The following is a 25,451-nucleotide window of genomic DNA, read 5'->3' as shown; positions in this document are numbered from 1 at the left end:
GCCTGTCGGTGCCAGCGGTGGGATTGGGCGCAATCAGTCTGCGCTCGGGAGACGGCGCATCGTGAACTCGATTTCGCCGCCTTCGAGCTGGCGCCAGCTCTCGACTTCGGTCCAATAGGCGGCCTTTGGCCAGGTATCGAACCACTCCCGCGCCTTGGCCCGCGCGGCGTCGCGCTCGAGCCGAAACGTCTCGCGCACGAAAAGCCCGTCTCTTCGTGTGGGATGCTCCCGGCGATGCCGGGCGATCTGGCGCCGCAAGCCGTCCAGCGGCGGTCCTGGGGGTATCTTCGCCATGGGCCATACCTCTGGCGAAAAGATAGGATGAGCGCCGCATTATTGCCAGTCATTTGTCCCGATCCTCCGCCGAGGCCTTGATTGCGGTAGACTGTCGCTGTCGCCGTGGCACCGTTGCCAAGCAGCTGAAAATATGGACTGTGGCGGCGACATCGAATCGGCGGTTTTCAGTAGGGAAATCCGCGAACGGAAGTGCATCCCATGGAAAGACCGCAACTGCCACAGGGCCTGCCGGCCGACATCGAAGACAAGAAGGCAGCGGCAAAGGCTTGGTTCGAAAGCCTTCGCGACACGATCTGCGCCGCCTTCGAGGCGATAGAGGACGAATTGACGGGTCCGCTGTCGGATCGTCCGGCAGGCCGGTTCGTCGCCAAGGACTGGCTGCGCGAGGAAGGCGCCGGCGGCGGCGGTCGCATGTCCATGATGGAAGGACGCGTCTTCGAGAAAGTGGGGGTTCACACCTCCACCGTCTTCGGCGAGTTCTCGCCGGAGTTCCGCGAACAGATACCCGGCGCGAGCGAAGATCCGCGCTTCTGGGCATCGGGCATTTCGCTGATCGCCCACCCGGTCAACCCCAATGTCCCCGCCGTGCACATGAACACGCGCATGGTCGTGACCACCAGCAACTGGTTCGGCGGCGGTGCGGACCTCACGCCGGTCCTCGACCGCCGGCGCATCATGACCGATCCGGATACCGTGCTCTTTCATCGTGCCATGGAGATCGCCTGCAATCGGCATCCCGTCGCCGATCATGCAAAATTCAAGCAGTGGTGCGACGAGTATTTCTACCTGAAGCACCGGAACGAGCCGCGCGGCACCGGCGGGATTTTCTACGATTGGCTGCGTTCTGCGGAGGAGCTCGGCGGCTGGGATGCGGATTTCGCCTTCACGCGCGATGTCGGCAAGGCCTTCGCACTCGTCTATCCGAGAATCGTCCGGACGAATTTCAACAAGCCCTGGACCGAGCAGGATCGAAACGAGCAGCTCGTGCGCCGTGGCCGGTACGTCGAGTTCAACCTTCTTTACGACCGTGGCACGATCTTCGGTCTCAAGACCGGTGGCAATGTGGAGTCGATTCTCTCCTCCCTGCCCCCACTCGTACGCTGGCCGTGAATCGCAGCTTATTCGGCCACCCTAGAGACGGCGAACAAATGCGCCGCCTCGGCGTTTCCTCTCCAGGAGAGAAGGAGCGACGCATGGTCTTCAAGAAACGGACATTCTTCGGCAGTGACCCCGAGAGGCTGCCTGCCGAAGATCCGGCCGAACTCGAGCGCCGAGTCGCTCATTGTCTTGCGGTCGCGCCCGGCCTCGACGCCATAGAGGTCACGGTGACCGGCTCGGGCAGTACGATCCTGCTCGCAGGTACGGTGGCGACCGAAGAGGAGATCGCCCGCGCGGAAGAGGCGGCCCGATCGGTCGAAGGGGTCGCCGAGGTGGTCAATCGCATCGAACTCGCGAAGGTCGGGAGGGGTTGAACAGCCTTTCACCTGCAGAAAAGCGGCTGATCTCAGATCAGGAACAATAAATCCAGTTCAGGCTTTCATCCAGCGTCAGACGGCCGCATCGTGTTTCGGCATCAGGTGAAAACCGAAGGTTTTGAGCACGGCAAGCGTTGTCTCGAGCGTCGGATTCCCGTTCTCGCTAAGCGAGCGATACAGGTGTTCACGAGCAAGGCCAGTCTCGCGGGCGATCTTGGTCATCCCTTTGACGCGAGCAACCGCACCGAGGGCGGAAGCGATATGTTGCGCATCCCCCGTTTCCATTGCCTCGGTCAGAAAAGCCTCAATGGCGCGTTCGCTGGTGAGCAGATCTGACACGTCAAACTCAGTAAACTTTTCAGACATCGATATCACTCCATTGGGCGGCGATCTCTTTCGCCGTTCCGATGTCTCTATCCTGTGTGCCCTGTCCCCAGCACACAAGAGCAGCATGATCAGTTCCCCGCGCTTCTGGAAATAAACCCGATACCCAGGGCCGTGATGAATGCGCAGTTCACTGATACCTTCTCCCACCGGCGAGACGTCGCCGGGATTTACTTGCGCCAGACGCAGCAAGCGCCTCGCTATCGCCGCTTTGGCCCGTTCATCCCGAAGTTTCGAATGCCACTTCCTGAACGTGGCCGACTGCAGCATTCTAATCATCTGAAACGTATCTTATAAGATACAAATATCAAGGCGGGACAGGGGCGATAGCTCCTGGAGGACTTCCTTCAGATGGAGCTGAGCGTCCAGCCCACGATGTCGGCCGCGACCCGGGCGAACGCGGCATCGAGCGCGGCGACGAAAGCGGGATTGCCGGCGCCTCGCACGGGCACGACGGCGCGGAAGGCCTGCTGTTTGCGGACGGTGCCGTTCCGGTCATCCAGTATCTTGGCGAATATCTCGACGACCGCCGTTGCCGCTCCATCGGTAGATATTTCGAAGGCTCTGAGCTCGGTTATCAATTGATAATCGATGGCGAGCCCTTGGCCGGGTTTGCCGACGCGAATCCTGCCTGTGTTGTCGAAGGTCTGGACGAGCCTGTCCTGCACCATGCGCGGCAGACTGTCTCCCCATTGGGCTCTGGCGAGATATTGCAGTTCCGATCTCGAAAGGCGAACCACGATCTGGTCGCTGCCCAGGGTCTTCAGCGCCGTCGGTTCCGGAACGAGAAGCTGGCGGTTTGTAGCCCCCGGACGCTCCACGGCAGGAACGGACGCCAGGCTGAACGTGTCGTTCGCCGCCTGGCGCGAGCCGCACCCTGCCAGTATCGCCGCCAATGCAAGGACCACCGCAGACCGGGACGCCGCCGCGCCACGAAAACCTACCAGACCCGGAAAACCCATACGCCAAATATCCCCTAACAACGCGGCGCCGTTCAGCTCCCCGCCCTCAACGCAACCTGCCCGCGACCCTCGCTAAACGAATCACCGCCGCGTGCGGCCATCATATTGCTTAACCGTTTCGCCGCCGAACAAAAGGCGTTGCGGATTTTTATCGAAATCGGAAATCGTATTCTGCAGGCTTTGAACCGTGCGGCGCGTGTCGCCGACGAGCGCCTCCACGTCCCGCAGTCCCGAATTGGAGAAACGCTTGAGATTTTCCGCGATCGGGCCCAGTTGCGCATTCAGGTTTTCCGCCACCCGCCGGAAGGACTCGAGCGTTTCGCGTGCCTGCGCAGAAAGCGACGGAGCATCCGCGTCGCCGAGGAAGCCGTCGATCTTCACCAGGATGCTGTCGACCCGGTTCGATGCCGCATTCAGCTTGTTGGACATTTGCGTGAAATCGGTGATCGTCTGATCGATATCATCCTGCCGGGCGGAAATCTTTTCGGCAAAGTCCGAAACCTGTGCGGCGACCTTGCGGGCGTCCGCACTCGCGGCCGTGATGTCGTTGACGACCAGCCCGACCTTCTGCGCGTCGACGGCGGCCACCAGCGTGTCGACCCGCTTCAGCGTCTCCTGCGCGCTCTTGCCGAACTGATCGTAGGTTTCCACCGTACGCCGGAATCCGGCGATCGCTTCCGATACCCCGCCCGAAGCATCCTTCAGATTGTTGCTCACCTGCTCGGCATTGCTGACGATGTTGTCTATCTTCTTCGGGTCGACCGACTTGATCAGCCTGTCGGCACTCGCAAGCGTATCGTCGAGCTTCTTCGATGCTGCATTGACGGAGCCCGACAGTTGTTCGACGCTTTTCAGGAACTGGTCGATCGCACCGGAATTGTCCGCGAGCGCCTTGGAAAAGCGCTCCGCATTGCCGATGGTTGACGTCAGCGGGCCACGGACGTCGGTGACGAAGCTTTGGATATCCGTGATCGCCGAATTCGCTCGGTCGAGGATCTGGTCCGCGGTCGCCAGCAGGCTGGTGACGCTCGACTGATCGGCAAGGATATGCGCCTGGGTGCCCTTTTCCAGCGCGGTCTTGAGGATGTTTTCGTCCCCCTTGCGCCCGCCGCTGAGCTCGATATAGGCCGCTCCCGTCAGCCCTTGCACCTCGAGCGTCGCCGTCGTGGATTTCATGACCGGGGCATCGGCCGAGACTTCGGTGATCGCAATCGAATAGCGAGGATCGTTGGCGTCGATCGCAAGATTACGCACGCTGCCGACGTTGATCCCGTTGAAGCGCACCGGTGAGCCCACCGACAGACCATTGGCCGATCCGGGAATGTTGACGACGAGTTCGACCATCTGGCCGGTCCGGCCATATTGCGACATCCAGTAGACGAAGCCGAAGGCCGCGGCGATGACCAGGACGGTGAAGAAGCCGACAATGGCATAATTCGCTTTAGTTTCCATCGGCATTACCTACCTTTGCGGCCCTTGCCGCCTGTTCATGTACTTCTGCGAGCAGGCTTGCCGTAGCTCCCCCGCCTGCGCATTCCCGGCTCAATCCTGCTCGCGCACGATTGCCCTTGCGCGCTTGCCCCGGAAATACGACTTCACCCAGGGCTCGTCGCAGGCGAGCATATCCTCGATGGTGCCTTCGACGAGAACGCGCTTCTTGCCGAGCACCGCGATCCGGTCACAGACCGAGAACAGGCTGTCCAGATCGTGCGTCACCATATACACGGTCAATCCAAGCGTGTCCCGCAGCTTGGCGATCAACTCGTCGAACTCCGCAGCACCGATCGGATCGAGGCCGGACGTCGGCTCATCGAGAAAGACGAGGTCGGGATCGAGCGCGAGCGCGCGCGCAAGCGCCGCGCGCTTGATCATGCCGCCGGAAAGCTCCGAAGGGTATTTCTCCGCGGCCTCCGGTGCGAGGCCGACCAGTTCGATTTTCAGGCGCGCGAGCTCGTCCATCAGGTCTTGCGGCAGATCGAGATATTCGCGCATCGGCACCTGGATGTTCTCACGCACCGTCAGGGCGGAGAAAAGCGCGCCATGCTGGAACAGCACGCCGAGGCGCATATCGAGTGCGATGCGCTCGGCCTCGCCCATGCTGTCGTAGTCGGCGCCAAGAATCTCGATCGTGCCGGAGCGCTTCGGCAGAAGCCGAAGGACCGTGCGCATCAGTACGGACTTGCCGGTACCGGAGGCGCCGACGAAGCCGAGAATTTCACCCCGCAGCACTTCGAGATTGAGATTGTCGAGAACGACATGGTCGCCGAAGCCGACGGTCAGATCGCGAACGGAGAGGACCGCCTCTCGCTCGCCCCCCGCATCCGCTTGCTTTTCGATGACCGCCTGAACCATGTTCGCCTACCTCAGAAATCGATTGCCGCGTAGAACATGGCGAACAATCCGTCGATCAGAATCACGACGAATATGGATTTGACGACGGAGGAGGTCACGCGCCGCCCGAGCGACTCGGCGCTGCCTCCGACCTTCAGTCCCTCGACTGCGGCAACGACGCCGATGATGAGGGCCATGAAGGGCGCCTTGATCATGCCGGCCGCGACCGAGGAGAAATCGACCGCTTCCTGCAACCGCGCCAAAAAGGTCGGTATCGTGATGTCGGAATAGGTCCATGCCACCATGGCGGCGCCGGCAAGCGCGGCGAAGTTTGCGATGATCGTCAGGAGCGGCAGGACGATCGTCAGCGCCACGAGACGCGGAAAGACAAGAACGCCGACCGGACTCAAGCCCATGACCTTGAGCGCATCGACCTCTTCGCGCATCTTCATGGAGCCGATCTCGGCAGTAATCGCGCTGCCCGACCGACCGGCGATCATGATCGCGGTAAGCAACACGCCGATCTCGCGCAATTGCAGGATGCCGACGAGATCGACCACGAAAATCTCCGCGCCGAATGAGCGGAGCTGGAACGCTCCCTGCTGCGCTATGATGGCGCCGATCAGGAACGACATCAGGGTGATGATCGGCGTCGCCATGACGCCCATACGGTCGATCTGGTGGACGATCGCAGCAGGCGAAACGCCGGCGTGACGCCCGAGCTTCATCTGCGCGCCGCGTACCGCAGAGCCCAGGATGAACATGGCAGCCACCGTGTCGGTCCAGATGGAGACCGTCAGCTCGCCCACGGGCGTAAACAGCCGCTGGAAAAGCGGCATTCTCGTCGCACTCTCTTCCGGGCGACGCAGTTGCTTCGGCAGTGCGCGGACCAATTCGGCGTAGCGCTCGCCGCCCGTGAAACGAACTTCGTCGGCTGTCCCATTCATGAAGCGGCGAATGATCCACGCACCCGCCGTATCCATCCGGGTGATGCCGGAGAAGTCGAATTCGCTCTGGCCGCCCGCGGGCTTTTCAAGCCGCTTCAGCTTGGCGGCCATCGCCTCCGCCGTCTCGTGCCGCCAGTCGCCGCTGAACACATAGCGCCGACCGTTTCCGGCGGCGCCCTCATCGACGACGACGTCGGCAGCGGTCTCTGTTGGGGCACGCGTCACGTGATATCGGTCTTTCAGTTCGTTCTCCGCATAGTCTCTTAAACCAGAATCGATTTGATGACAAAATCATGCGGGAATTCAAAGTCGTACAGTGCCCTTGGTGCGACAGAAATGACACAATGGGCCGCAAGCTTCGCAAAACTCCGCCATTCGCGGTCCGGAGCGGATGAAGTCATGGGGTCCCTATGCCGATTACTCTTACAGCCACCGTCGAACATTTCCCGATCGCAGGCGCTTTCACCATTTCGCGCGGCTCGAAAACCACGGCAAGCGTCGTCACCTGCCGCGTCACCGACGGCGAGCTATCGGGTTGGGGCGAGTGCGTGCCCTATGCCCGCTACGGCGAATCGGTCGAGTCGGTGCTGAGCGCCATCGAGACCGTGCGGCCCCTCATCGAAGAGGACATGACCCGCACCGACCTGCAGACGGCGATGAAGGCCGGCGCCGCGCGAAACGCGGTCGACTGCGCCCTGTGGGATCTCGAGGCAAAGCGCAGCGGAAGCTCCGCTGCCGCGCTCGCCGGAATCGCTGGCCCGACGCCTCTGACCACCGCCTACACCTTGTCGCTCGCCGAGCCGGAGGAGATGAGGGCCCAGGCCGCGAAACACGCCCATCGGGCGCTTCTCAAGGTGAAAGTCGGAACGTCAGACGACACGGCGCGCATTCGCGCCGTCAGGAGCGGCGCGCCGGGGAGCCGCATCATTCTCGACGCCAATGAGGGATGGACGGAAGCCAACATTGCCGCCCACTTCGCCGCCTGCGCCGAGAACGGCATCAGCCTCATCGAACAGCCGCTGCCCGCCGGCCGCGACGAGATACTCGCCTCCCTGCCTCGCCCGGTACCCGTCTGCGCCGACGAAAGCGTGCATGCCACGGAGGACCTCGAAAGGCTCGTCGGCCGCTACGATGCGGTCAACATCAAGCTCGACAAGACCGGCGGGCTGACGGAGGCCCTGCGCATGCGCGCTGCGGCCGAAGCCCTCGGCCTGAAGATCATGGTCGGCTGCATGGTCGGCAGTTCGCTCGCCATGGCGCCGGCGGTACTCGTCGCGCAGGACGCGGATTTCGTGGATCTCGACGGACCGCTGCTGCTCTCGAAAGACCGCTCGCCGGGCCTTCGCTACGAGGCCTCGCTCGTCTTTCCGCCGGAGGCCAGCCTCTGGGGCTGAAGATACCAGCCGAGGAAGGTGAAAAGGCAGCCCGAAAGCGCGACCGCCGACATGGAGTAGAAGCCGTCGACGCCGAACCAGGCGTAGAAATAGCCCGACAGAAAGGTGAAGATCGCCGTGAAGATGCCGGTGTAGAAAAAGTAGAGCCCCTGCGCCGACGCCTCCTGCTCCTCCGCGACACGCTCGACCAGCTTGTGCTGCATGCCCGTATGCATGATCGCATAGGTGAAGGCGTGAAAGCACTGCAGAACGAAATAGCCCGAGAAGCCGAGATCCATCGGGAAGATCAGCCAGCGTACGACCGCGAGCAGGCAGCCGGAGAAGATCATCGTCCAGACGCTGAAACGGCGGACGATCGCCCTGGCGAGGAAGAACATCAGCACTTCCGCCGCGACGCCGGCACTCCAGAGAATGCCGATCTGGGTGCCGCTGTAGCCGATATGCTGCCAATAGATGGCAGAGAAGGCGAAGAGCATCGCATGGCTGCTGTTGACCAGCGTCACGCCGACCAGCAGCAGTTGCAGATCCGCCTGTCGCAGCGATTGCGGCGGCGGCTCGGTGATTGCGGTAATCGGTGATGGCCTGCGCGGACGGCCGACACGCGGCGCGGCCACCGCCAAAAGGATGGTGAGCGCGAAGCCCGCCGCCATGGCGGGCAGGACCATCTGCCCACCGACGACTCCGATCAGCCAGCCACCCAGCATCGTCGCCCCGATAAAGGCGACCGATCCCCAGACACGCATCTGCGCATAGTCGAAGCCCCAGCGCCGCACGCCCGAAAGGGCGATCGCCTCGACGATCGGCACATAGGGCGAATAAACCGCAGATTGCAGCGTGTAGATGACGAGCACCGGCCAGAAGCTCTGCGCATAGAAAAGAACGACGGCTCCGGCGAAGGATAGGATACCCGACCAGATCAGGACGATCGTCCGCTCGCCGATGCGGTCTGCGAGAACGCCCGCCAGTGGTGCGGTGATTACCCGGACGAACATCGGAACTGCAAGCACTATGCCGATTTCGAAGTCGCTGAGCGACAGGCTGCTCAGCCAGACCGGAAAGTACGGCATGGCGAAACCGTTGACGATCAGCGGCGCTGAGAAGAGAAGCGCGATGCGGAGTGCGAAATGGCGCGGCGGGGGCCCCGCGACGAATGCGGGAGCAGATGACGGAATCATGGAAGGACCTGATGGCTGTGGGCCACCATTAGCACAACCGCGCGTGTGTTTGCCATCGGCTAGATCACGATGTTTTTAGGTCGAGTCGACCTAAAAACATGAACGTGATCGATTCCTAGAAGTTGAGACGCGGGATGCGGGCGGAAAACCGCGCACACTTTTCCTCATCCCGCTCGTCACTGCGGGTGCTTGTCCACCGGAACGATAGCCGGCTCCCTCCGGGAGTTTTCCCTTACCCCGCAGAATCACTCAGGCGGCCTGCGGTGCGAACCGCCTGACGGGCATCGTCTCGGCCTCCCCGGCTCGCTGCCCAGCGGCGGTGTCGCCGCGCATCTGGTGCCAGGTGATGAGCTCCATCGTGCCGTCGTGATGCTCGGCGATCGCCGTGCAACTCTCCACCCAGTCGCCCGTGTTTATGTACCGGATGCCGTCGATGTCCTCGATGACCGCATGATGGATGTGGCCGCAGATCACGCCTTGCGCGTCGTGACGACGGGCTTCCTCGGTCACGACTTTCTGGAACTCGCCGATGAAGTTCACCGCATGTTTGACCTGCAGCTTGGCCCAGGAGGAAAACGACCAGTAAGGCATGTCAAGACGACGACGTATTGCCGCAAGGCCTATATTGATGGCGATCGCCATGTCGTAGGCCCAGTCGCCGAGATAGGCGAGAACGCGTGCGTTGCGCACGACCACGTCGAACTCGTCCCCGTGCAGCACGAGATAGGTCCGCCCGTCCGCGCCCTTGTGGAGATAGCGCTGCGCCACTTCGATACCGCCGAAGTGAACGCCCGGAAAGTCCCGGAGGAACTCGTCGTGATTGCCGGGGATGTAGATGATGCGCGTGCCTTTTCGTGCCTTGCGCAGAAGCTTCTGGACCACGTCGTTGCAGGATTGCGGCCAATACCAGCTGCGTTTGAGACGCCAGCCGTCCACGATATCCCCGACGAGAATGATCGTCTCCGCCTCGTGGTGCCGCAGGAAATCCAGGAGAAAGTCCGTCTTGGCCGCTTTCGAGCCCAGATGAACATCGGAAATGAAAAGCGTCCGCAGTTTCCGAACGGAATCCTGTTGGGGTGCCGATGCCGCCGCCATGCCAGCCTCATCCTGGTTTAGCCGTTTCACGACCGTCAAAATCAGACTCGTGTTTCAGGAAGATGACATGGGACGCCGAGCACGCAGCGAGCGCCGAGTAGCCATGGCTGGAAAGAACCGCGTCGAAACTGTACGTGCCGGGCGATTCATGCCAAAAGGCACGACATCTATCAGCACCGGACGTGAACGCGATTTCACAAACGCGCTCTCGGGTCCACGCAAGAATTCAAGGAATGCAAAGGCATGAACACGGGCGATAAAGCGAAATCCCAGGCCGTTCCCGCCAGCGGAGACATCGATCAGCAGGCACTCTTCTTCCATCGCTATCCCCGCCCCGGCAAGCTCGAGATTCAGCCGACCAAGCCGCTCGGGAACCAACGCGACCTGGCGCTCGCCTATTCGCCCGGGGTCGCCGCACCGTGCCTCGCCATCAAGGACAATCCCGAGACCGCAGCCGATTTCACCGCCCGCGCCAATCTCGTCGCCGTGGTATCGAACGGCACCGCCGTCCTCGGCCTCGGCAATATCGGTCCCCTCGCCTCCAAACCCGTGATGGAAGGTAAGGCTGTTCTCTTCAAGAAGTTCGCAGGGATCGACGTCTTCGACATCGAGATCGACGCACCGACGGTCGATCGGATGGTCGACGTCATCTCGGCGCTGGAGCCGACCTTCGGCGGCATCAATCTCGAGGACATCAAAGCTCCCGAATGTTTCGAGGTGGAGCGGCGTCTGCGCGAGAAAATGGAAATACCGGTCTTCCACGACGACCAGCACGGGACCGCGATCATCGTCGCGGCCGCCGTCCTGAACGGCCTGGAACTCGCCGGCAAGGACATTGCCGAGGCCAAGATCGTGGCCTCCGGTGCCGGGGCGGCGGCGCTTGCCTGCCTCAACCTCCTCGTCACGCTGGGCGCCAGGCGCGAAAACATCTGGGTCCACGACATCGAAGGTCTCGTCTACAAAGGGCGCGAGGCCCTGATGGACGAGTGGAAAGCCGTCTACGCGCAGGAGAGCGACAATCGCGTGCTCGCCGACAGCATCGGCGGGGCGGACGTGTTTCTGGGGCTCTCGGCCGCCGGCGTCCTCAAGCCTGAACTGTTGGCCCGGATGGCCGAAAAGCCGCTGATCATGGCGCTGGCCAATCCTACGCCGGAGATCATGCCAGAGGTGGCCCGCGCCGCGCGGCCCGATGCCATGATCTGCACCGGACGCTCGGACTTCCCGAACCAGGTCAACAATGTTCTCTGTTTCCCGCATATCTTCCGTGGCGCGCTCGATTGCGGCGCACGCACCATCAACGAAGAAATGAAGATGGCGGCGGTCCGCGCGATCGCCGGCCTTGCCCGCGAGGAACCGTCGGATGTCGCCGCGCGCGCCTATTCCGGCGAAACGCCGGTCTTCGGCCCCGACTATCTGATCCCTTCGCCCTTCGATCAGCGGCTGATCCTGCGCATTGCGCCGGCCGTTGCAAAGGCCGCGGCCGAAAGCGGCGTCGCCACGCGTCCGATCCAGGACTTCGACGCCTATCTCGACAAGCTCAACCGTTTCGTCTTCCGCTCCGGCTTCATCATGAAGCCGGTCTTTGCTGCAGCGAAGAACGCGGCGAAGAACCGCGTCATCTTCGCCGAGGGCGAAGATGAGCGGGTGCTGCGCGCCGCCCAGGTGCTGCTGGAAGAAGGCACGGCCAAGCCGATCCTGATCGGCCGCCCGCAAATCATCGAGACCCGCCTGCGGCGCTACGGCCTCAGAATCCGCCCCGATGTCGATTTCGAGGTCGTCAATCCCGAGGGCGACCCGCGCTATCGCGACTATGTCGATGATTATTTCGCCCTCGTCGGGCGGCTCGGCGTCATTCCCGAGGCGGCCCGCACGATCGTGCGCACGAATACGACGGTCATCGGCGCGCTCGCCGTCAAGCGCGGCGAGGCGGACGCGCTGATCTGCGGGGTCGAGGGACGCTACAGCAGGCATTTGCGCGATGTATCGCAGATCATCGGCAAGCGTTCGGGCGTACTCGACTTCTCGGCGCTCAGCCTCCTGATCTCACAACGCGGCGCGACCTTCTTCACCGATACCTATGTGAGCTTCAGCCCGAGCGCGGAGGAGATCGCTCAGACGACAGTGATGGCGGCAAACGAAATCCGCCGCTTCGGCATCACGCCGCGTGCTGCCCTCGTCTCCCACTCGAACTTCGGCTCGCGCGATTCCGAGAGCGCTTTCAAGATGCGCACCGCACTGCAGCTCGTGCGCGAGCTCGCCCCCGATCTCGAGGTGGACGGAGAGATGCACGGCGATTCCGCCATCTCCGAGGTCCTGCGCCAACGCGTGATGCCGGACAGCACGCTGAACGGCGAAGCGAACCTGCTCGTCTTCCCCAATCTCGACGCGGCCAATATCACGCTCGGCGTGGTCAAAACCATGACGGACAGCCTGCATGTCGGCCCGATCCTTCTGGGCTCGGCGCTGCCGGCGCATATTCTGTCGCCGTCCGTCACCTCGCGTGGCGTCGTCAACATGGCAGCGCTGGCCGTCGTCGAATCAAGCCATCCCGTCTGAGGGGTGGCGCGCCTCCTCATTCACTGGAGGGCGGAAAAAACGCCGCTTCCACGGGACCGACGCAGCCGCGTCAGCGATATTTGGCTAAAAAGTCAACTTATGATTGCATAAGCGGGATTACTGCACCGTTTATGAAATATTGCACTAGACAAAACCGGCCGCCGTAAACCATGTTTATTATAGGGGCAAGTTTCGGTGTTACGGCATGGCTAATCAACAGGCTGTCCTCAATTTGCTGGATATCGTGGAATATGGAGGTTGCGCAGACCCCGAGCGCTTCTTCGCCCTGATGCGTCGAACCTTCAACATCTCGCATCTCCTGTATCTGGAGGCGGAGTCTCTTCCGGATGGTTTGAGAATCTGCCGCCTGCATCACACTTTCGGCGCCTACGCCGCCGAAATCTACGCCGCCAGGGGGCTTTACAGGATCGACCCGATCCTCAAGCTTGCGCTCGGCGGCGTCAGGCCGGTGGAATGGGCGACAGCGCGGCGCCGCTTTCCGGAATGCGAGCCCCTCTTCGAGGCGGCCGAAGAAATCGGGCTTTCCACCGAAGGCGTGGCCTTACCGCTCCCCTCGCCTGCGGGCCGCATGGCGCTTCTCGCAATCGGTGCAAACATGTCGCCGGTTGAGTGGTCCGCCTACCGCCGCTGCCATCTGCGCGATTTCCAGCTGGCTGCCAACCTCTTCCACGCCTCCATGCTCGAACATTCGGCGATGGCCGGGGCGCTCGACGAGCGCGATCTCCGCCTGACCGGGCGGGAAACGGAGGTGCTCACGTGGTCGGCGGCCGGCAAGAGCTACTGGGAGATCGCAACGATTCTCGGCATATCCGAGCGAACGGTGCGTTTCTTCATGACCAATGCCCGCCGCAAACTCAATGTAGTGTCCAACACGCAAGCTGTAGCGCACGCTGTTCGACATGCTCTGATCCCCACCATCTGACGGGTTGCCGGCCCGGGACAGGACCGGCCACCCGCAGATTCCCCCACAAATCTATTGGGAAAAAATGAGGAAATAAACTGTCACTATAGACAGTTACATGTGTCATCCGAGCCTGACAGCATCGCTACATCGCGTAATCACGCATGGAGCGAAAAAATGATCAGGATAGTGAACGGAAACGGTCGCAGCCAGCACCCCCAGGCCATCGACGAGATGTTCCGGCTGCGTAAGCGCGTGTTCCACGACTTCTTGAAATGGGACGTCAAGACCGAAGGGGACTGGGAAATCGACCACTACGACAAGGCCAATCCGCTCTATGTCATGTCGTACTCGCCGGACACCGGCAAGATTCGTGGCTCCCTCAGGCTCCTTCCGACGCTCGGTCCGAATATGCTGGACGATACGTTCCCGATCCTGCTCGGGGACAATCCGGAAATCCGTAGTGCGTCGGTGTGGGAATCGAGCCGCTTCTGCATCGATCCCGAAATCTCCCAGGATCGCGCATCGAACCAGGTCACCATCGCCGCGGCCGAACTGATGTGCGGTGTGGGCGAAATGAGCCTTGCCTCGGGCATCAGCCATATCGTCACGGTCACCGATGTGTTCCTGGAGCGAATGTTCCGCCGCATGGGTTGCCCTGGGGAGCGCATCGCCGATCCGCACAGGATCGGCTCCGTCCATGCGGTCGCCATCGCGTGGGAGGTGAGCAGGAACCTGCTCGAAACGATGAAGGCGGTGGCCTCCATCGAGGGCACCGTTCTCGATCGCCCGATGTCGCTTGAAACGGCACGCGCCGCCTGACCCGATAATCCGGGCCGTGCAGATCGCACGGCCCACAGCTTCCATCCACGGGCATTGCGAATTAACGCAGATGCCCTCTTCCCGTTGCGCCATCTCGACAAGGTCCTATGATGAGACGGTAAGGCGGACACATCGGCAACGGTCCGCTGCAATGCAGGAAGAAGCACGTGTCCGCGTCCCCGAAAGTGGCATCCAAGATCCGGCGCATCGCGGCGGTTCTCGTACCGCTGGCGCTGGCCGCAGCCGGCCCGGCCGCAGCGTCCGGCGTTTGCGAACGGCTGAGCGCACGCCTCGCCGGCCTTCCCACAGGTTTCACGACGAATGCCAGCCTGCGCGACTTCACAGGTGCGGTCTCCCGCCAGAACATCGAGTTGCGCCGCGCCAAGAACGATCGCCGCCGAATGGAATGCAGCAGCGACAGCGTCGTCGTCATCGGCGGCGATGACGAGGCCGCTTGCGCCGAACTCGACGACACGATCGCGCGCATGGAGGCGAATCTGCGGCAACTCAAGGCGCAGCGTAGGCATCTGATCGGCGGTGGTGACGACGACGTTCGTCGGCGCATCCTCGCTGCCATGGAACTCAACGGCTGCTCGGGAGCGCCCCGAGAGGGCTGGGATGCCGGAAGCGCCGAAGGCCAGTTTGCGAGCGCCGCCGACGGCACGGAGGTTCACCGGAACATCCTGCGCGACCTGCCGCCGGACAGCGGTGCCTATCCGCTTCTGCTCGACGCCCCCCGGGCAGAGCTACCGCTCACGGATGACGATTTCGCCGGCAGCCTCAGAACCATGTGCGTAAGGACATGCGATGGCGCCTTCTTTCCCATCTCCTCGCATGCCACGCCGGCAGACTTCGGTCGTGACGCCGATCTCTGCCGCGCGCGATGCCCGGGTGCGGAGACGGAGCTCTACTATCATGTGCTCGCGACGGAAGAAGCCGACCAGATGGTTTCGGCGACGACCGGCCGGCCCTACACCGATCTCCCAACGGCCTTCGCCTACCGGGCGCGCAGTGTCGGCTCACCCGGCATCTGTGGCTGCGGAATCCCGGACCCCGCAACGGATGCCAACGGGCAAAAGGCAGTCTCCGCCGGCAAGCTCACCGTCGTCAGCCCGTCGGTCATAACCATTGGCAGCGAGAAGAAGGCGCCGGCCAAGCCGATAGCAGAACGGCCCTACGACCCGGCCAAAAACAAGGTCCGCGTCGTCGGTCCGACCTTCCTTCCGCAGGAAGAAAGCGCGATCGACCTCAAGCATCCGCTTGGGCCCCGTTACCAGCCGCTGCAGGAAAACTGACATACGCCGTTGCGAGCATCGATCTAACGGACGCCCCAGCCTTCCTCGAAAACGAGATCTTCGAGCGGCAAGCGCTGTCGCCAGCCCTTCGCGGCGAGTTCCGGCTCTTGATACAGCCTGTCGACGAAACCGAGGCACAGCCAGGCGACGATTTCGACATGATCCGGGATTCCGAGGATAGCCTTGATCTCGCTCTCGTGGAAAATGCTGACCCAGCCGACGCCCACGCCCTCCGCCCGCGCGGCGAGCCAGAGGTTCTGGACGGCGCAAACGGTCGAGTACAGATCCATCTGCGGATTATGGGTGCGGCCCAGGACGACCGCTCCGCCGCGCGTCCGGTCGCAGGTCACGCAAATGCTGAGCGGCGCCTTGCGAATGCCTTCGAGCTTCAGCGACCGGTACTTCGCTTGCCTTTCGCCGGAAAACATCTCTGCGGCCTCGTCATTGGCGCGCTGGAAAGCCTGCCAGACTTTCTCCCGCGTCTCGTCCTGGCGCACGAGCACGAAGTTCCAGGGTTGCATGAAGCCGACGGACGGCGCCTGGTGCGCCGCACCGAGCAGGCGGGCGATCAGTTCCTCGGACAATGGTTCGGGCAGGAACTCGTCGCGCACGTCGCGACGCGTCTCAATGGCACGATAGACGGCGGCGCGCTCGTCCGACGAAAAAGCTCCGGCAGCCGTAAGGCAGCCGTTCGGGTCAGGCAGCATCGTTCGATCCCCAACAATGCGGAAACCTCCCGCCGTCCGCGCGGGGCCGGTCTATCTCGCCAGGCCGGTCTTCTGACTTCGGATCATCCGTTCGCGCCGCCTTCCCGAATAGCTTCAATATTCAGTGGCAAAGCTCTGAAAAGATTCAGAGCCCTTTTTGGCGAGAACGTCCCCTTCACAGCGTTGGGCACGTGCCGGAACTGCACCGGCTTCCCGATTCTCCCGCATTTCGCGGGCACCTGACGGCGGCATATGGCCACAGGTCCCCACGAAAGGCAAGGCAAGCAAGCGGGAGCTTCAGAGCGGCGCCTCCGGATGAGGCGAGGCGTCATAGGCACCCCAGATCGACTGATCGAAGCAGATGACGGAACCCGTCATGAGGCCGGATTCTGCCGATGAGAGATAGGCGCAGGCACGCGCGACCTCGGCCGGGTCGACGAGCCTGCCGAAGGGCTGGCTCGCTGCCGCCTTTTCGAGCCAGTTCGCCGGCGCATCGTGATATTCGCGCTGGATCCGGTCTTCGCCTTCCGAGGCCATCCAGCCGATGTTGAGGCCGTTGACCCGTATCCGGTTGCGAAGGACGGCATAGGCGGTGTTCTTGGTCAGCGTCTCCAGTGCCCCCTTCGACGCACAATAGGCTGCGATGAAGGGCTGACCCGCCTTCGCCGACATGGAGCCGATATTGACGATCGTGCCCTCTGTCTTCTCGCGCCGCATCACCTTTATCACCTCCTGCATCAGGAAGAATGGCGCCCGCACATTGACCGCGAACATCCGGTCGAAGAGTTCCGGGCTGGTGTCGAGGATCGTACCCCTGTCGGTGATCGCTGCGGCGTTGACCAGCGCATCGACGCGGCCGAAGGCGCGGTCGCAAGCCGCCGCGACGGCACGGGCATCCTCCACCCGCTCGAGATCCGCTGGTACATAGACGACCTTCGAACCCGTCGCCGCGGCGATCTCGGCAGCTTTCGCCTCGCCCTTCGCCGCGTTGCGCCCGCAAATGACGACGCCGGCGGCGCCGCGCTCCGCGAAGAGTGCGGCAATCGTGGCACCGAGCCCCTGCGTGCCCCCGGTCACAATGGCGATCTTCCCGTCCAGTAGGGCGTGGTCCGTGCTCATCCTGATCCTCCCTTTGAGATGTTGGTGAATATGCCTTGGTGAGCGTGCATTAATGCCTGTTGAGATTTGGGATACCCGCCGCTACTTGTCTGATCTCCTCATCCCTGTGCTCGTCACAGGGATCCAGCCAGACCAAGTCCTTGGGCTGAAAGAACTCCTCCCGCGCCGCTGACGCGGCGCTGCTGGATCTCTGTGACAAGCACAGAGATGAGGAGGAGAGATTGCAGTCCTCCCCACGCTGACCGACGTGCTCGGCAACCTTGTCCGCACCGCCCTACGCCCCGACAAATCCACCAGAGCACCAACGCCATCATCCATCTCGCAGTAGCCGTGATAAACTCAAGATCTCAAAAGACCTTAAGCCAAGACGGCTAGCTTAGCTTTTTCGCCGCCTGATCGGCCAGCGCTTCGGCAAACGCCTCAACACTCCATTCGCCGGCGAGCGCTTCGTGCATCAGCTGTGCCTGCGTCCTGGGCGCCAGACCGCCAACCGGCGGATCACGATCGAGATTGGTCGGGAACGAATACCCCTCGGCGCACGCGGCAACCGCATTGGCAATTTCGTCCTGCGTGAGCTTGCCTCCGGCCGCAAGGACTTTCAGAGCCGGAAAGAGCACGACGCACATGTGTTCGCGATCCACCGTTTCCATCGCCCGGCCGAAAGCGGAGGATACCTGCAGAAGATTGGCCACACGCTTGATCCCGGCAGACCGGTTGCTGCCCGCGGCGTGGAAAAGCGCCGGGTTGAAGAACACGACGTCGCCCTTCTCCAGCGGCAATTGCACGTGGTTCTCTTCGAAATAGGTGCGGAACTCCGGCCGTTTCAAAGCGAGATATCCGGGCAGATACGTCTGGCTATAGGGCAGGAACAGGGTTGGCCCGCTTTCGACCGGCATGTCGCAATGGGCGACCGCGCCCTGGAGCGTCAGGACCGGCGAGAGCCTGTGCACATGCGCCGGATACTGCTCTATAACGGCCGAGGTCTGAAAGCCGAGATGATAGTCGCGATGCGGCGATTGAGACGCGCCGCCGGGATTGACGCGGTTGACCTGCGCCGTCATCTGGTAGTTCGGACCGAGCCAGGCTTCGCTGACGAGCGCGATGATGGCGTTGCCGTAATAGGCCGCGAAATTCTCGGGGTTCTTCAGGCAGTGCTTTTCGAGTGAATTCCAGATTCTGTCGTTGGCGCCGGGCTTGGCGAAATGATCGCCGCCGCCGCTGTTGGTGCGGTGCTGTTCCTCGATGATCTCGTTGAAGATGCCGCTTGCTTCGTCGATCACCCGCGTATCGGTGAAGGCGCGCTTGAAGACCGCCACGCCCGGCCCCGTCGCAAGCGCCTCGCAGATCTCCGCAAGCACCGACCGCCTGCCGTCCTGCGTGGCGCAATCGCCGGCAAGACGGGCGCTGTCATAGATCAGGATGTTCTTCTGGCAGTCCGCCGCGTGCGGATAGTCCGCCAGGCTGACTCGGTGCTCGACCGCCGCACGAAATTCCTCGATATCGCAGGCCGCCTCATTGAGCCACACGCGTTCCAGACGCGCCCGCGCGGGATTGTCCGTCTTCATCAGTTCTCCTCCTCAAGGATGACGATGATCCGACTATACGGCTTGCCTGCTTCTGATATAGAGCAAGAATCCATCAAAAAGCCATCAGGAGGGACCGGTGGCACATCCGTTTCTTGTCAAGGACATCGCCTTCCAGGCGGGACTCAGTACGGCGACCGTCGATCGCGTCCTCAACGGCCGGCGGGGCGTGCGTCAGCAAACGGTAATGCGCGTCAATGCAGCCATTCGTGAACTCGAGAGACAGCAGGCGGGCCTTGAGGTACAGGGACGCAAATATGCCGTCGACGTGGTGATGGAGGCGCCGGAACGCTTCACCGAAGCGGTGCGCAAGGCATTCGAAAGCGAAGCCGCGACCTTCATGCCTACGGTTTTCCGGTCCCGCTTCCATTTCGCCGAGACCATGCGGCCGCAGGACATCAGCCAGTTGCTCGACCGTATTCGGCTTCGAGGAACCGACGGAGTAGTCCTCAAGGCGCCCGACGTGCCGGAGATTGCCGCCGCCGTGGCGCGGCTCGAAAATGCCGGAGTTGCGGTCGTCACGCTCGTTACCGATCTGCCGCATTCATCGCGAACGGCCTATGCCGGGGCTGACAACCGCGCCGCCGGTGAAACCGCAGCCTACCTGATCGGCGAGCGCTTCGCGGACCGGCCTGCGACTGTGCTGGTCACCATATCGAGCAGTCGCTTTCGCGGCGAAGAGGAACGCGAGATCGGTTTTCGCCGCGTGCTGCGGGAAAAATATCCGCATATCGGCGTGGTCGAGATCAGCGAGGGCCATGGCAGGAACGAGGAGACAGGCGCTCTTGCCCTTAAGGCAATCGCCAGCCATCCGGAGATCAATGCTGCCTATTCGATCGGCGGAGGCAATCGCGCTGTGCTCGACGCCTTCGGACAGTTGCAGCGCGGCTGCGTTCTCTTCGTCGCTCACGACCTCGATGAGGACAATCTGGATCTCCTGCGTCAGGGCTTGGTCCAGTTCGTTCTTCACCACGACCTGAAAACGGACGTCCGCATGGCTTTCCACGCGGTCCTGGAGCGCCGGGGCGCACTGCGCGCCTCCGAAAAGCGGCATCTTTCCGCGGTCGAAGTAATCACCCCTTACAACCTGCCGCGTATCTGACCCCCGCTGGCTATTCCTCCGGTTCGTAGCGTACGAAGGCAAAGGCGGTGCCCGAGGGCGACCAGTTCGGGACGTTCACCGTCCCCTGCCCGCCGAAGAGTTCGAGCAGTACGCGCGCATTGCCGCCGTCCGGATCCATCAGGCGGAGACGCACGTCGAGATCGCGCGGGTGGTCGAAGACATCGCCGTCATAGGAGAGCACGAGCAGGTGTCTGCCGTCCGGAGAAGGATGCGGAAACCAGTCGCCATAAGGACTGTCGGTGATGCGCTGGACATCCTTGCCGTCCGGCCTAACCCGCCAGATCTGCATGCGGCCGGTACGGCTCGAATTGAAATAGATCCACTCCCCGTCCGCAGACCAGTCCGGCCCGTCATTGCGGCCCTGCCCCTGCGTCAGGCGGCGTTCCTCCCCGCCATCGACCGGTATCGTGTAGATGTCGAAGACCTGATCGCGGATCCCGCAATAGGCAAGCATGCGCCCGTCGGGCGACCAGCCGTGCCAGTAGGACGGCAGGTTGCGTGTGACGAGCCGCGGCGTGCCGCCCTCTGCCGGCAGGAGATAGATTGCCGAACTGCCGAATTCCGTCTTGTCGCTGATCACGAGCGTGCTGCCGTCGGGCGAGATTCCGTGATCGTTGTTGCAGTGCCGGGCAAAGCCGGTGTCGATCTCCGTGGGATCGGAACCGTCGAAGCCAAGCCGGTAAAGCCTGCCGTCGCCGTTGATGATGAGGAATTTTCCGTCGGGTGACCAGTTCGGTGCCTCGACCAGCCGCTCCGTCTGCCAGACGACGCGCGTCTCGCCGGTCGCAATGTCGAAGATCTCCACCGAACTGCGCATGATTACCCCCTGTCGCGGAAGCGGTTGGTGATGGGATAACGCCGGTCGCGGCCGAAATTCTTCCTGGTGATCTTCACGCCCGGCGCCGACTGGCGGCGCTTGTATTCAGCGATGTAGAGCAAGTGTTCGATCCGGTGAACGGTTGCCTCCTCATGTCCGCGGGCGACGATCTCCTCCGTGCTCATCTCCTTCTCGACCAGGCATTCGAGAATGTCGTCGAGCACGGGATAGGGCGGCAGCGAATCCTGATCCGTCTGGTCGGGGCGGAGTTCGGCCGACGGCGCCTTGTCGATGATGTTCTGCGGAATGACTTCGCCTGACGGGCCTAGCGCTCCCGGCGGAACGGTGCCGTTTCGCCAGCGTGCCAGCGCGTAAACCTGCATCTTGTAGAGATCCTTGATCGGATTGAAACCGCCGTTCATGTCGCCGTAAAGCGTGGCGTAACCGACCGACATTTCGGATTTGTTGCCCGTCGTCACCACCATGGAGCCGAACTTGTTGGAGATCGCCATCAGGATCGTCCCGCGCGTGCGGCTCTGCAGGTTTTCCTCGGTAATGCCCGCTTCGGTTCCCTCGAACGTGTCGGCGAGCGCGCTGAGGAAGCCCTCGACCGGTTCTTCGATCGCTACGATGTCGTAGCGGCAGCCGAGCGCCTTGGCGCATGCCTCGGCATCCCGCAACGATTCGCGCGAGGTGTAGCGGTAGGGCAGCATGACCGTGCGAACCCGCTCCTCGCCCAACGCATCCACCGCAAGCGCCGTGCAGATCGCCGAATCGATGCCGCCGGACAGGCCAAGAACGACGTTCCTGAAACCGTTCTTGTTGACGTAATCACGAAAGCCCAGCATGCAGGCGCGGTAATCCGCCTCTTCGCCTTCCGGTATGCGCGACTTGAGCCCGTTGGCCGAGATCCAGCCGCCCGCGCCCCTTTTCCATTCGGAGACGGCGACCGCCTCTTCGAACTGGCTCATCTGGAATGCCAGCGACTTGTCCGCGTTGAAGGCGAAACTCGCGCCGTCGAAAACCAGCTCGTCCTGGCCGCCGAGCTGGTTGGCGTAGATCATCGGGAGGCCGGTCTCGATCACCTGCCGCAGCACCACCTGATGGCGCACGTCGACCTTGCCGCGGTAGTAGGGCGAGCCGTTCGGCGACAGGAGGATTTCGGCGCCACTCTCCGCGAGGGTCTCGCAGACGCCGAGATCGCCCCATATGTCCTCGCATACCGGTATGCCGATCCGCACGCCGCGAAAATTCACCGGGCCCGGCATCTCACCCGCATCGAAGACGCGCTTTTCGTCAAATTCGCCGTAGTTCGGCAAGTCGACCTTGTCGCGGATGGCGATGACCCTGCCACCGTCGAGAACCGCAACGGAATTGTGCCGGAGGCCGGCGGCCTGCCGCGGAAAGCCGATGACGACGCCCGGCCCGCCATCTGCCGTCTCCGCCGCAAGCTTCTCCACCGCCTGTTCGCAGGCCTTCAGGAAAGCGGGCTTCAAGACGAGGTCCTCCGGCGGATAGCCGGAGATGAAGAGTTCGGTCAGAAGCAGCAGATCGGCGCCTTCGCGCGCCGCCGCCGTCCGTGCCTCGCGTGCCTTTGCAACGTTGCCGGCAATGTCTCCGACCGTCGGATTGAGCTGTGCCACGGCGATCCGTAGCGTTGAGGGAGCGGCTTTCTGTGCAGTCATGAGCGGGCCCGTCGTCTCTCGTCAGCGAATGCATGTTTCGTTCGCGTTGTTCTTACCGCATCCGGCGGGAAAAAACCCACACTCAATCGAGATCCGGCGGAAAAATTCCGAAAAGCTCCGTGTTTTCGGACCGTTACACGAAGTGCAGAAATTCTTGCGCGGCCACAGGAACCAGGCGGCGGCGGCGCCGTTTCCGCCATTCATCCCCTGTTCAAGATGACAGTCGTATGACGGTGGAGTGAAATATTTGTGAAACTGGAGACGCCCGTTGGCCCGTATCGATTCCGCCGTGAGCAGCTCTCAAGTCTACGCCGACGGGGAAAGCTCTTCCGCAAGATACACGAGAACCCTGTCGGGCGCCCGCAGTGCGCTCTTCACGCTTCTCATTGCGATAGCGCTCGTCTTCACCGTCGAAGTGATCGTGCGCTGGTCCTGGCCCGACACCGTCGCCTATTTCGCCGATCCCATGCGCCCGGCCTGGACCACGGTCGCCGTGTTCTTCCTCGCCATGCTTGGCGTCGATGCCCTGTTCGGTCGCGAACACAAGGCCGCGCTGCTCATCGCGCCGCTCGCCGTCGTGCCGGCATTCATCAGTCAGCAGAAGCAGGTCTTCCTGTCCGATCCGCTCTATCCGACCGATTTTCTTTTCGGCCGGCAGATCATGGAACTGATGCCGGTACTCGTGAAGGACAGGCCGTGGACCGCGGTCGGCGTCGTCGCCGGGTTGATCGCGGCCATCGTCGTTGGCGCTCTCCTGCTGCGGTTCGCCTGGCAGAACTTTCCCAAGCTGACACGTCGGGAGCGGCTGATGCGGATCGCATTCGCCCTGCCGCTGTTGGTCGCATTCTGGAACATCATGGACTACAACCAGTTCTCGTGGATCCGTGACCGGCTTCGGGTCATCCCGATCATGTGGGATCAGACCGAGAACTACCGCCATAACGGCTTCGCGCTTGCCTTTGCCATCAACCTCCCGATGGCCAATGTAAACGCGCCCGCCGGCTATATGGCGGACGCGATCGACCGGATTCCGGTAAAGCCGCTTCCCGCCGGCACGACCCATCGCGGCAAACCGGACGTGATCGTGCTGATGAGCGAATCCTTTTGGGATCCGACCCGTCTTCCCAAGGTGAAGCTGACGCCCGATCCCATGCCGACCATCCGTGAACTGCAGGGCGGCAACGTCTTTTCTCCGGAGTTCGGCGGCATGACCGCCAATGTCGAATTCGAAGCGCTGACCGGTTTTTCCAACGCGTTCCTGCCCTATGGCAGCATCCCCTACCAGCAATATATCCGCAATCCGATTCCCTCGCTCGCCACGTTCTTCCGCGGCGAGGGTTATGTTTCGCGCGCCATTCACCCTTTCCAGGGGTGGTTCTGGAACCGCACAGCCGTCTACAAGGCCTTCGGTTTCGACATGTTCCGGTCGGAAGAGAACATGCCGGCCATGCAGAAGCGCGGCATCTTCGCGTCGGACGAGTCCCTGACGAAGGAAATCATCCGCCAGGCGGACGAAGTGGAGGACCCCTTCTTCTTTTTCGCGGTGACCCTGCAGGGCCATGGTCCGTATGAGGCCAACCGCTATGCGAAGAACACGATCAAGGTCGAGGGCGACCTTCCCGAAGCCGATCGCCAGGTGCTCGCCACCTATGCGCAAGGCGTGAAGGAGGCTGACGACAGCCTCAAGATGCTGATGGACTGGGCGAAAGAACGCGACCGGGAGACGATCATCGTTCTCTTCGGCGACCACCTGCCGCCGCTGAATACGGTCTATTCCAGCACCGGTTACATGAAGGGCATTACGGCGGAGCGCAAGGGACCGAAGGATCAGATGAAGGCTGAGCATGAAACGCCGCTCGTCGTCTGGTCGAACAAGACGGGTCCGAAGAAGAACATCGGCACGATCAGCCCGGCCTTCCTTTCCTACCAGATCCTGAAACAGGCCGGCTACGAGCATCCCTACTACACGGGGTTCCTCGGCAAGGTCTACGACCACTACCGCGTGCTCGACCGTTACATGCTGATCCGCAAGAACGGCAAGGACGTCGCCGACTGGCTGCGCCAGCCGAAGGTCCCCGCATCGCTGCGTGACTACCGCTTCCTGCAGCACGACATGATGTTCGGCAAGCGCTACAGCACCGAGCGCTTCTTCAAGTCCCATGCCGAGCTTTACAGCGCCGGTTTGTGAACGGACTCGGTCGGAGGGCGAAGCACAAGCGCTCCGCGCTGGATACCTGTGACGAGCACAGGGGTGACGGTGGAGCGGGTGCGGTCCGTCGGAATACTTCTCATTGGTCATGCTTCCCCGCCGCCCCCTCATTCCTGTGCTTGTCACAGGAATGAGGCAGAGAGGGTACGGTCCATCGGAATACTTCTCGCAGGCCGTGCATCCCCGCCTCCCTCATTCCTGTGCTCGTCACAGGAATCCAGCCAGGCCAAGTCATTGGGCTGAAAAGACTCTCCCGCGCCGCAGACGCGGCGCTGCTGGATCCCTGTGACGAGCACAGGGATGAGGTAGAGAGGGTACGGTCCGTCGGAATACTTCTCCTAGGCCGTGCATCCCCGCCTCCCTCATTCCTGTGCCTGTCACAGGAATCCAGCCAGACCAAGTCATTGCGGCGACTGCTTTCAACCACATGAAATGTGGCAAGACGCCCTGTGAATCAATTAAAACGCGAATAAAGATTTCCTAAAAGGCGATATTCCACAAGCAAAAACAATGGGTTGAAAAAGTATAAGAAAATTAACGATTGTGGCGCACC

The 25,451-nt window shown here is 62.2% G+C and carries 22 protein-coding genes, 1 pseudogene and 1 riboswitch; of the genes and pseudogenes, 9 read left to right on the top strand and 14 right to left on the bottom strand.

Going from position 1 to position 25,451, the window contains the following annotated elements; genetic code table 11:
- Positions 1-33: 33 nt before the first annotated feature.
- Positions 34-294 (bottom strand): hypothetical protein, encoded by a 261-nt coding sequence (locus JOH52_RS15275; protein WP_003534130.1) that lies wholly within the window; start codon positions 292-294, stop codon positions 34-36.
- A 201-nt stretch (positions 295-495) separates the two neighbouring features.
- On the opposite strand from JOH52_RS15275, the gene hemF reads away from it, so the two are divergent.
- Both hemF and JOH52_RS15265 read left to right on the top strand, forming a co-directional pair.
- A complete protein-coding gene (hemF, locus tag JOH52_RS15270; protein WP_010969498.1) occupies positions 496-1,407 on the top strand; it encodes an oxygen-dependent coproporphyrinogen oxidase in 912 nt (303 codons plus the stop codon).
- Between the two features lie 83 nt (positions 1,408-1,490).
- Positions 1,491-1,769, top strand: coding sequence for a BON domain-containing protein (locus JOH52_RS15265; protein ID WP_014529462.1), 279 nt, complete (start codon positions 1,491-1,493; stop codon positions 1,767-1,769).
- Positions 1,770-1,844: 75 nt separating this feature from the next.
- Here JOH52_RS15265 and JOH52_RS15260 read toward each other — a convergent pair whose 3' ends face one another.
- The 6 genes and pseudogenes from JOH52_RS15260 to JOH52_RS15235 all read right to left on the bottom strand — a co-directional run bounded on the left by JOH52_RS15260 (position 1,845) and on the right by JOH52_RS15235 (position 6,621).
- Entirely contained in the window at positions 1,845-2,138 is a 294-nt protein-coding gene (locus JOH52_RS15260; protein WP_013844505.1) for an addiction module antidote protein, read from the bottom strand.
- Positions 2,139-2,252: 114 nt separating this feature from the next.
- Positions 2,253-2,426, bottom strand: a pseudogene (locus JOH52_RS36135) (type II toxin-antitoxin system RelE/ParE family toxin); the annotation flags it as partial.
- Positions 2,427-2,503: 77 nt separating this feature from the next.
- Positions 2,504-3,118 carry an ABC-type transport auxiliary lipoprotein family protein gene (locus JOH52_RS15250; protein ID WP_010969501.1) on the bottom strand — a complete coding sequence of 205 codons (615 nt, stop codon included), beginning with the start codon at positions 3,116-3,118 and terminating at the stop codon, positions 2,504-2,506.
- 81 nt (positions 3,119-3,199) lie between these two features.
- Positions 3,200-4,570, bottom strand: coding sequence for an MlaD family protein (locus JOH52_RS15245; RefSeq protein WP_003534122.1), 1,371 nt, complete (start codon positions 4,568-4,570; stop codon positions 3,200-3,202).
- 90 nt (positions 4,571-4,660) lie between these two features.
- Positions 4,661-5,470, bottom strand: coding sequence for an ABC transporter ATP-binding protein (locus tag JOH52_RS15240; protein WP_010969503.1), 810 nt, complete (start codon positions 5,468-5,470; stop codon positions 4,661-4,663).
- 11 nt (positions 5,471-5,481) lie between these two features.
- Positions 5,482-6,621, bottom strand: a complete 1,140-nt coding sequence (locus tag JOH52_RS15235; RefSeq protein ID WP_010969504.1) for an ABC transporter permease — start codon at positions 6,619-6,621, stop codon at positions 5,482-5,484.
- Positions 6,622-6,806: 185 nt separating this feature from the next.
- On the opposite strand from JOH52_RS15235, the gene dgcA reads away from it, so the two are divergent.
- Positions 6,807-7,790: an N-acetyl-D-Glu racemase DgcA gene (gene dgcA / locus JOH52_RS15230; protein ID WP_010969505.1), complete on the top strand. Its 984-nt coding sequence runs from the start codon at positions 6,807-6,809 to the stop codon at positions 7,788-7,790.
- On the opposite strand, the gene JOH52_RS15225 is transcribed toward dgcA, so the two are convergent.
- Together JOH52_RS15225 and JOH52_RS15220 are read right to left on the bottom strand one after the other, a co-directional pair.
- A complete protein-coding gene (locus tag JOH52_RS15225) occupies positions 7,742-8,965 on the bottom strand; it encodes an MFS transporter (protein WP_013844506.1) in 1,224 nt (407 codons plus the stop codon). The genes dgcA and JOH52_RS15225 overlap by 49 nt on opposite strands.
- Before the next feature lie 249 nt (positions 8,966-9,214).
- On the bottom strand, positions 9,215-10,060 hold the full coding sequence (locus tag JOH52_RS15220) for a UDP-2,3-diacylglucosamine diphosphatase (RefSeq protein WP_003534112.1): 846 nt from the start codon (positions 10,058-10,060) through the stop codon (positions 9,215-9,217).
- A gap of 243 nt (positions 10,061-10,303) precedes the next feature.
- Here JOH52_RS15220 and JOH52_RS15215 point away from each other — a divergent pair, with 243 nt between their 5' ends.
- From JOH52_RS15215 to JOH52_RS15200, 4 genes are all read left to right on the top strand, one after another.
- A complete protein-coding gene (locus JOH52_RS15215) occupies positions 10,304-12,616 on the top strand; it encodes an NADP-dependent malic enzyme (protein ID WP_003534110.1) in 2,313 nt (770 codons plus the stop codon).
- Positions 12,617-12,821: 205 nt separating this feature from the next.
- Positions 12,822-13,559, top strand: coding sequence for a helix-turn-helix transcriptional regulator (locus tag JOH52_RS15210; protein WP_003534108.1), 738 nt, complete (start codon positions 12,822-12,824; stop codon positions 13,557-13,559).
- Between the two features lie 156 nt (positions 13,560-13,715).
- A complete protein-coding gene (locus JOH52_RS15205) occupies positions 13,716-14,360 on the top strand; it encodes an acyl-homoserine-lactone synthase (RefSeq protein ID WP_003534106.1) in 645 nt (214 codons plus the stop codon).
- Positions 14,361-14,527: 167 nt separating this feature from the next.
- Positions 14,528-15,655 carry a DUF2865 domain-containing protein gene (locus JOH52_RS15200; protein ID WP_013844507.1) on the top strand — a complete coding sequence of 376 codons (1,128 nt, stop codon included), beginning with the start codon at positions 14,528-14,530 and terminating at the stop codon, positions 15,653-15,655.
- Between the two features lie 23 nt (positions 15,656-15,678).
- On the opposite strand, the gene bluB is transcribed toward JOH52_RS15200, so the two are convergent.
- The 3 genes from bluB to JOH52_RS15185 all read right to left on the bottom strand — a co-directional run bounded on the left by bluB (position 15,679) and on the right by JOH52_RS15185 (position 19,046).
- Positions 15,679-16,362, bottom strand: a complete 684-nt coding sequence (gene bluB / locus JOH52_RS15195) for a 5,6-dimethylbenzimidazole synthase (protein ID WP_010969508.1) — start codon at positions 16,360-16,362, stop codon at positions 15,679-15,681.
- 45 nt (positions 16,363-16,407) lie between these two features.
- A riboswitch (cobalamin riboswitch) is annotated at positions 16,408-16,620 on the bottom strand.
- A gap of 39 nt (positions 16,621-16,659) precedes the next feature.
- Positions 16,660-17,481 carry an SDR family oxidoreductase gene (locus JOH52_RS15190; RefSeq protein WP_014529459.1) on the bottom strand — a complete coding sequence of 274 codons (822 nt, stop codon included), beginning with the start codon at positions 17,479-17,481 and terminating at the stop codon, positions 16,660-16,662.
- A gap of 371 nt (positions 17,482-17,852) precedes the next feature.
- Positions 17,853-19,046 carry a phytanoyl-CoA dioxygenase family protein gene (locus JOH52_RS15185; RefSeq protein ID WP_010969510.1) on the bottom strand — a complete coding sequence of 398 codons (1,194 nt, stop codon included), beginning with the start codon at positions 19,044-19,046 and terminating at the stop codon, positions 17,853-17,855.
- Between the two features lie 97 nt (positions 19,047-19,143).
- Here JOH52_RS15185 and JOH52_RS15180 point away from each other — a divergent pair, with 97 nt between their 5' ends.
- Positions 19,144-20,166 (top strand): LacI family DNA-binding transcriptional regulator, encoded by a 1,023-nt coding sequence (locus JOH52_RS15180; protein ID WP_013844508.1) that lies wholly within the window; start codon positions 19,144-19,146, stop codon positions 20,164-20,166.
- 10 nt (positions 20,167-20,176) lie between these two features.
- Here the strand turns inward: JOH52_RS15180 and JOH52_RS15175 are convergent, their stop codons facing one another.
- Both JOH52_RS15175 and JOH52_RS15170 read right to left on the bottom strand, forming a co-directional pair.
- Positions 20,177-21,004, bottom strand: coding sequence for a TolB family protein (locus JOH52_RS15175; RefSeq protein ID WP_010969512.1), 828 nt, complete (start codon positions 21,002-21,004; stop codon positions 20,177-20,179).
- A 2-nt stretch (positions 21,005-21,006) separates the two neighbouring features.
- Positions 21,007-22,689 carry an NAD+ synthase gene (locus tag JOH52_RS15170; protein WP_010969513.1) on the bottom strand — a complete coding sequence of 561 codons (1,683 nt, stop codon included), beginning with the start codon at positions 22,687-22,689 and terminating at the stop codon, positions 21,007-21,009.
- 268 nt (positions 22,690-22,957) lie between these two features.
- Between JOH52_RS15170 and JOH52_RS15165 the strand changes: the two genes are divergently transcribed.
- Positions 22,958-24,877: an LTA synthase family protein gene (locus JOH52_RS15165; RefSeq protein WP_003534093.1), complete on the top strand. Its 1,920-nt coding sequence runs from the start codon at positions 22,958-22,960 to the stop codon at positions 24,875-24,877.
- The last annotated feature ends 574 nt before the right edge of the window (positions 24,878-25,451 follow it).

This window comes from Sinorhizobium meliloti (genome assembly GCF_017876815.1).
GTDB classification, from domain to species: Bacteria; Pseudomonadota; Alphaproteobacteria; order Rhizobiales; family Rhizobiaceae; genus Sinorhizobium; species Sinorhizobium meliloti.
The sequence above is the reverse complement of the archived record's forward strand: the minus strand, read 5'-3'. Positions and strand labels throughout refer to the sequence as shown.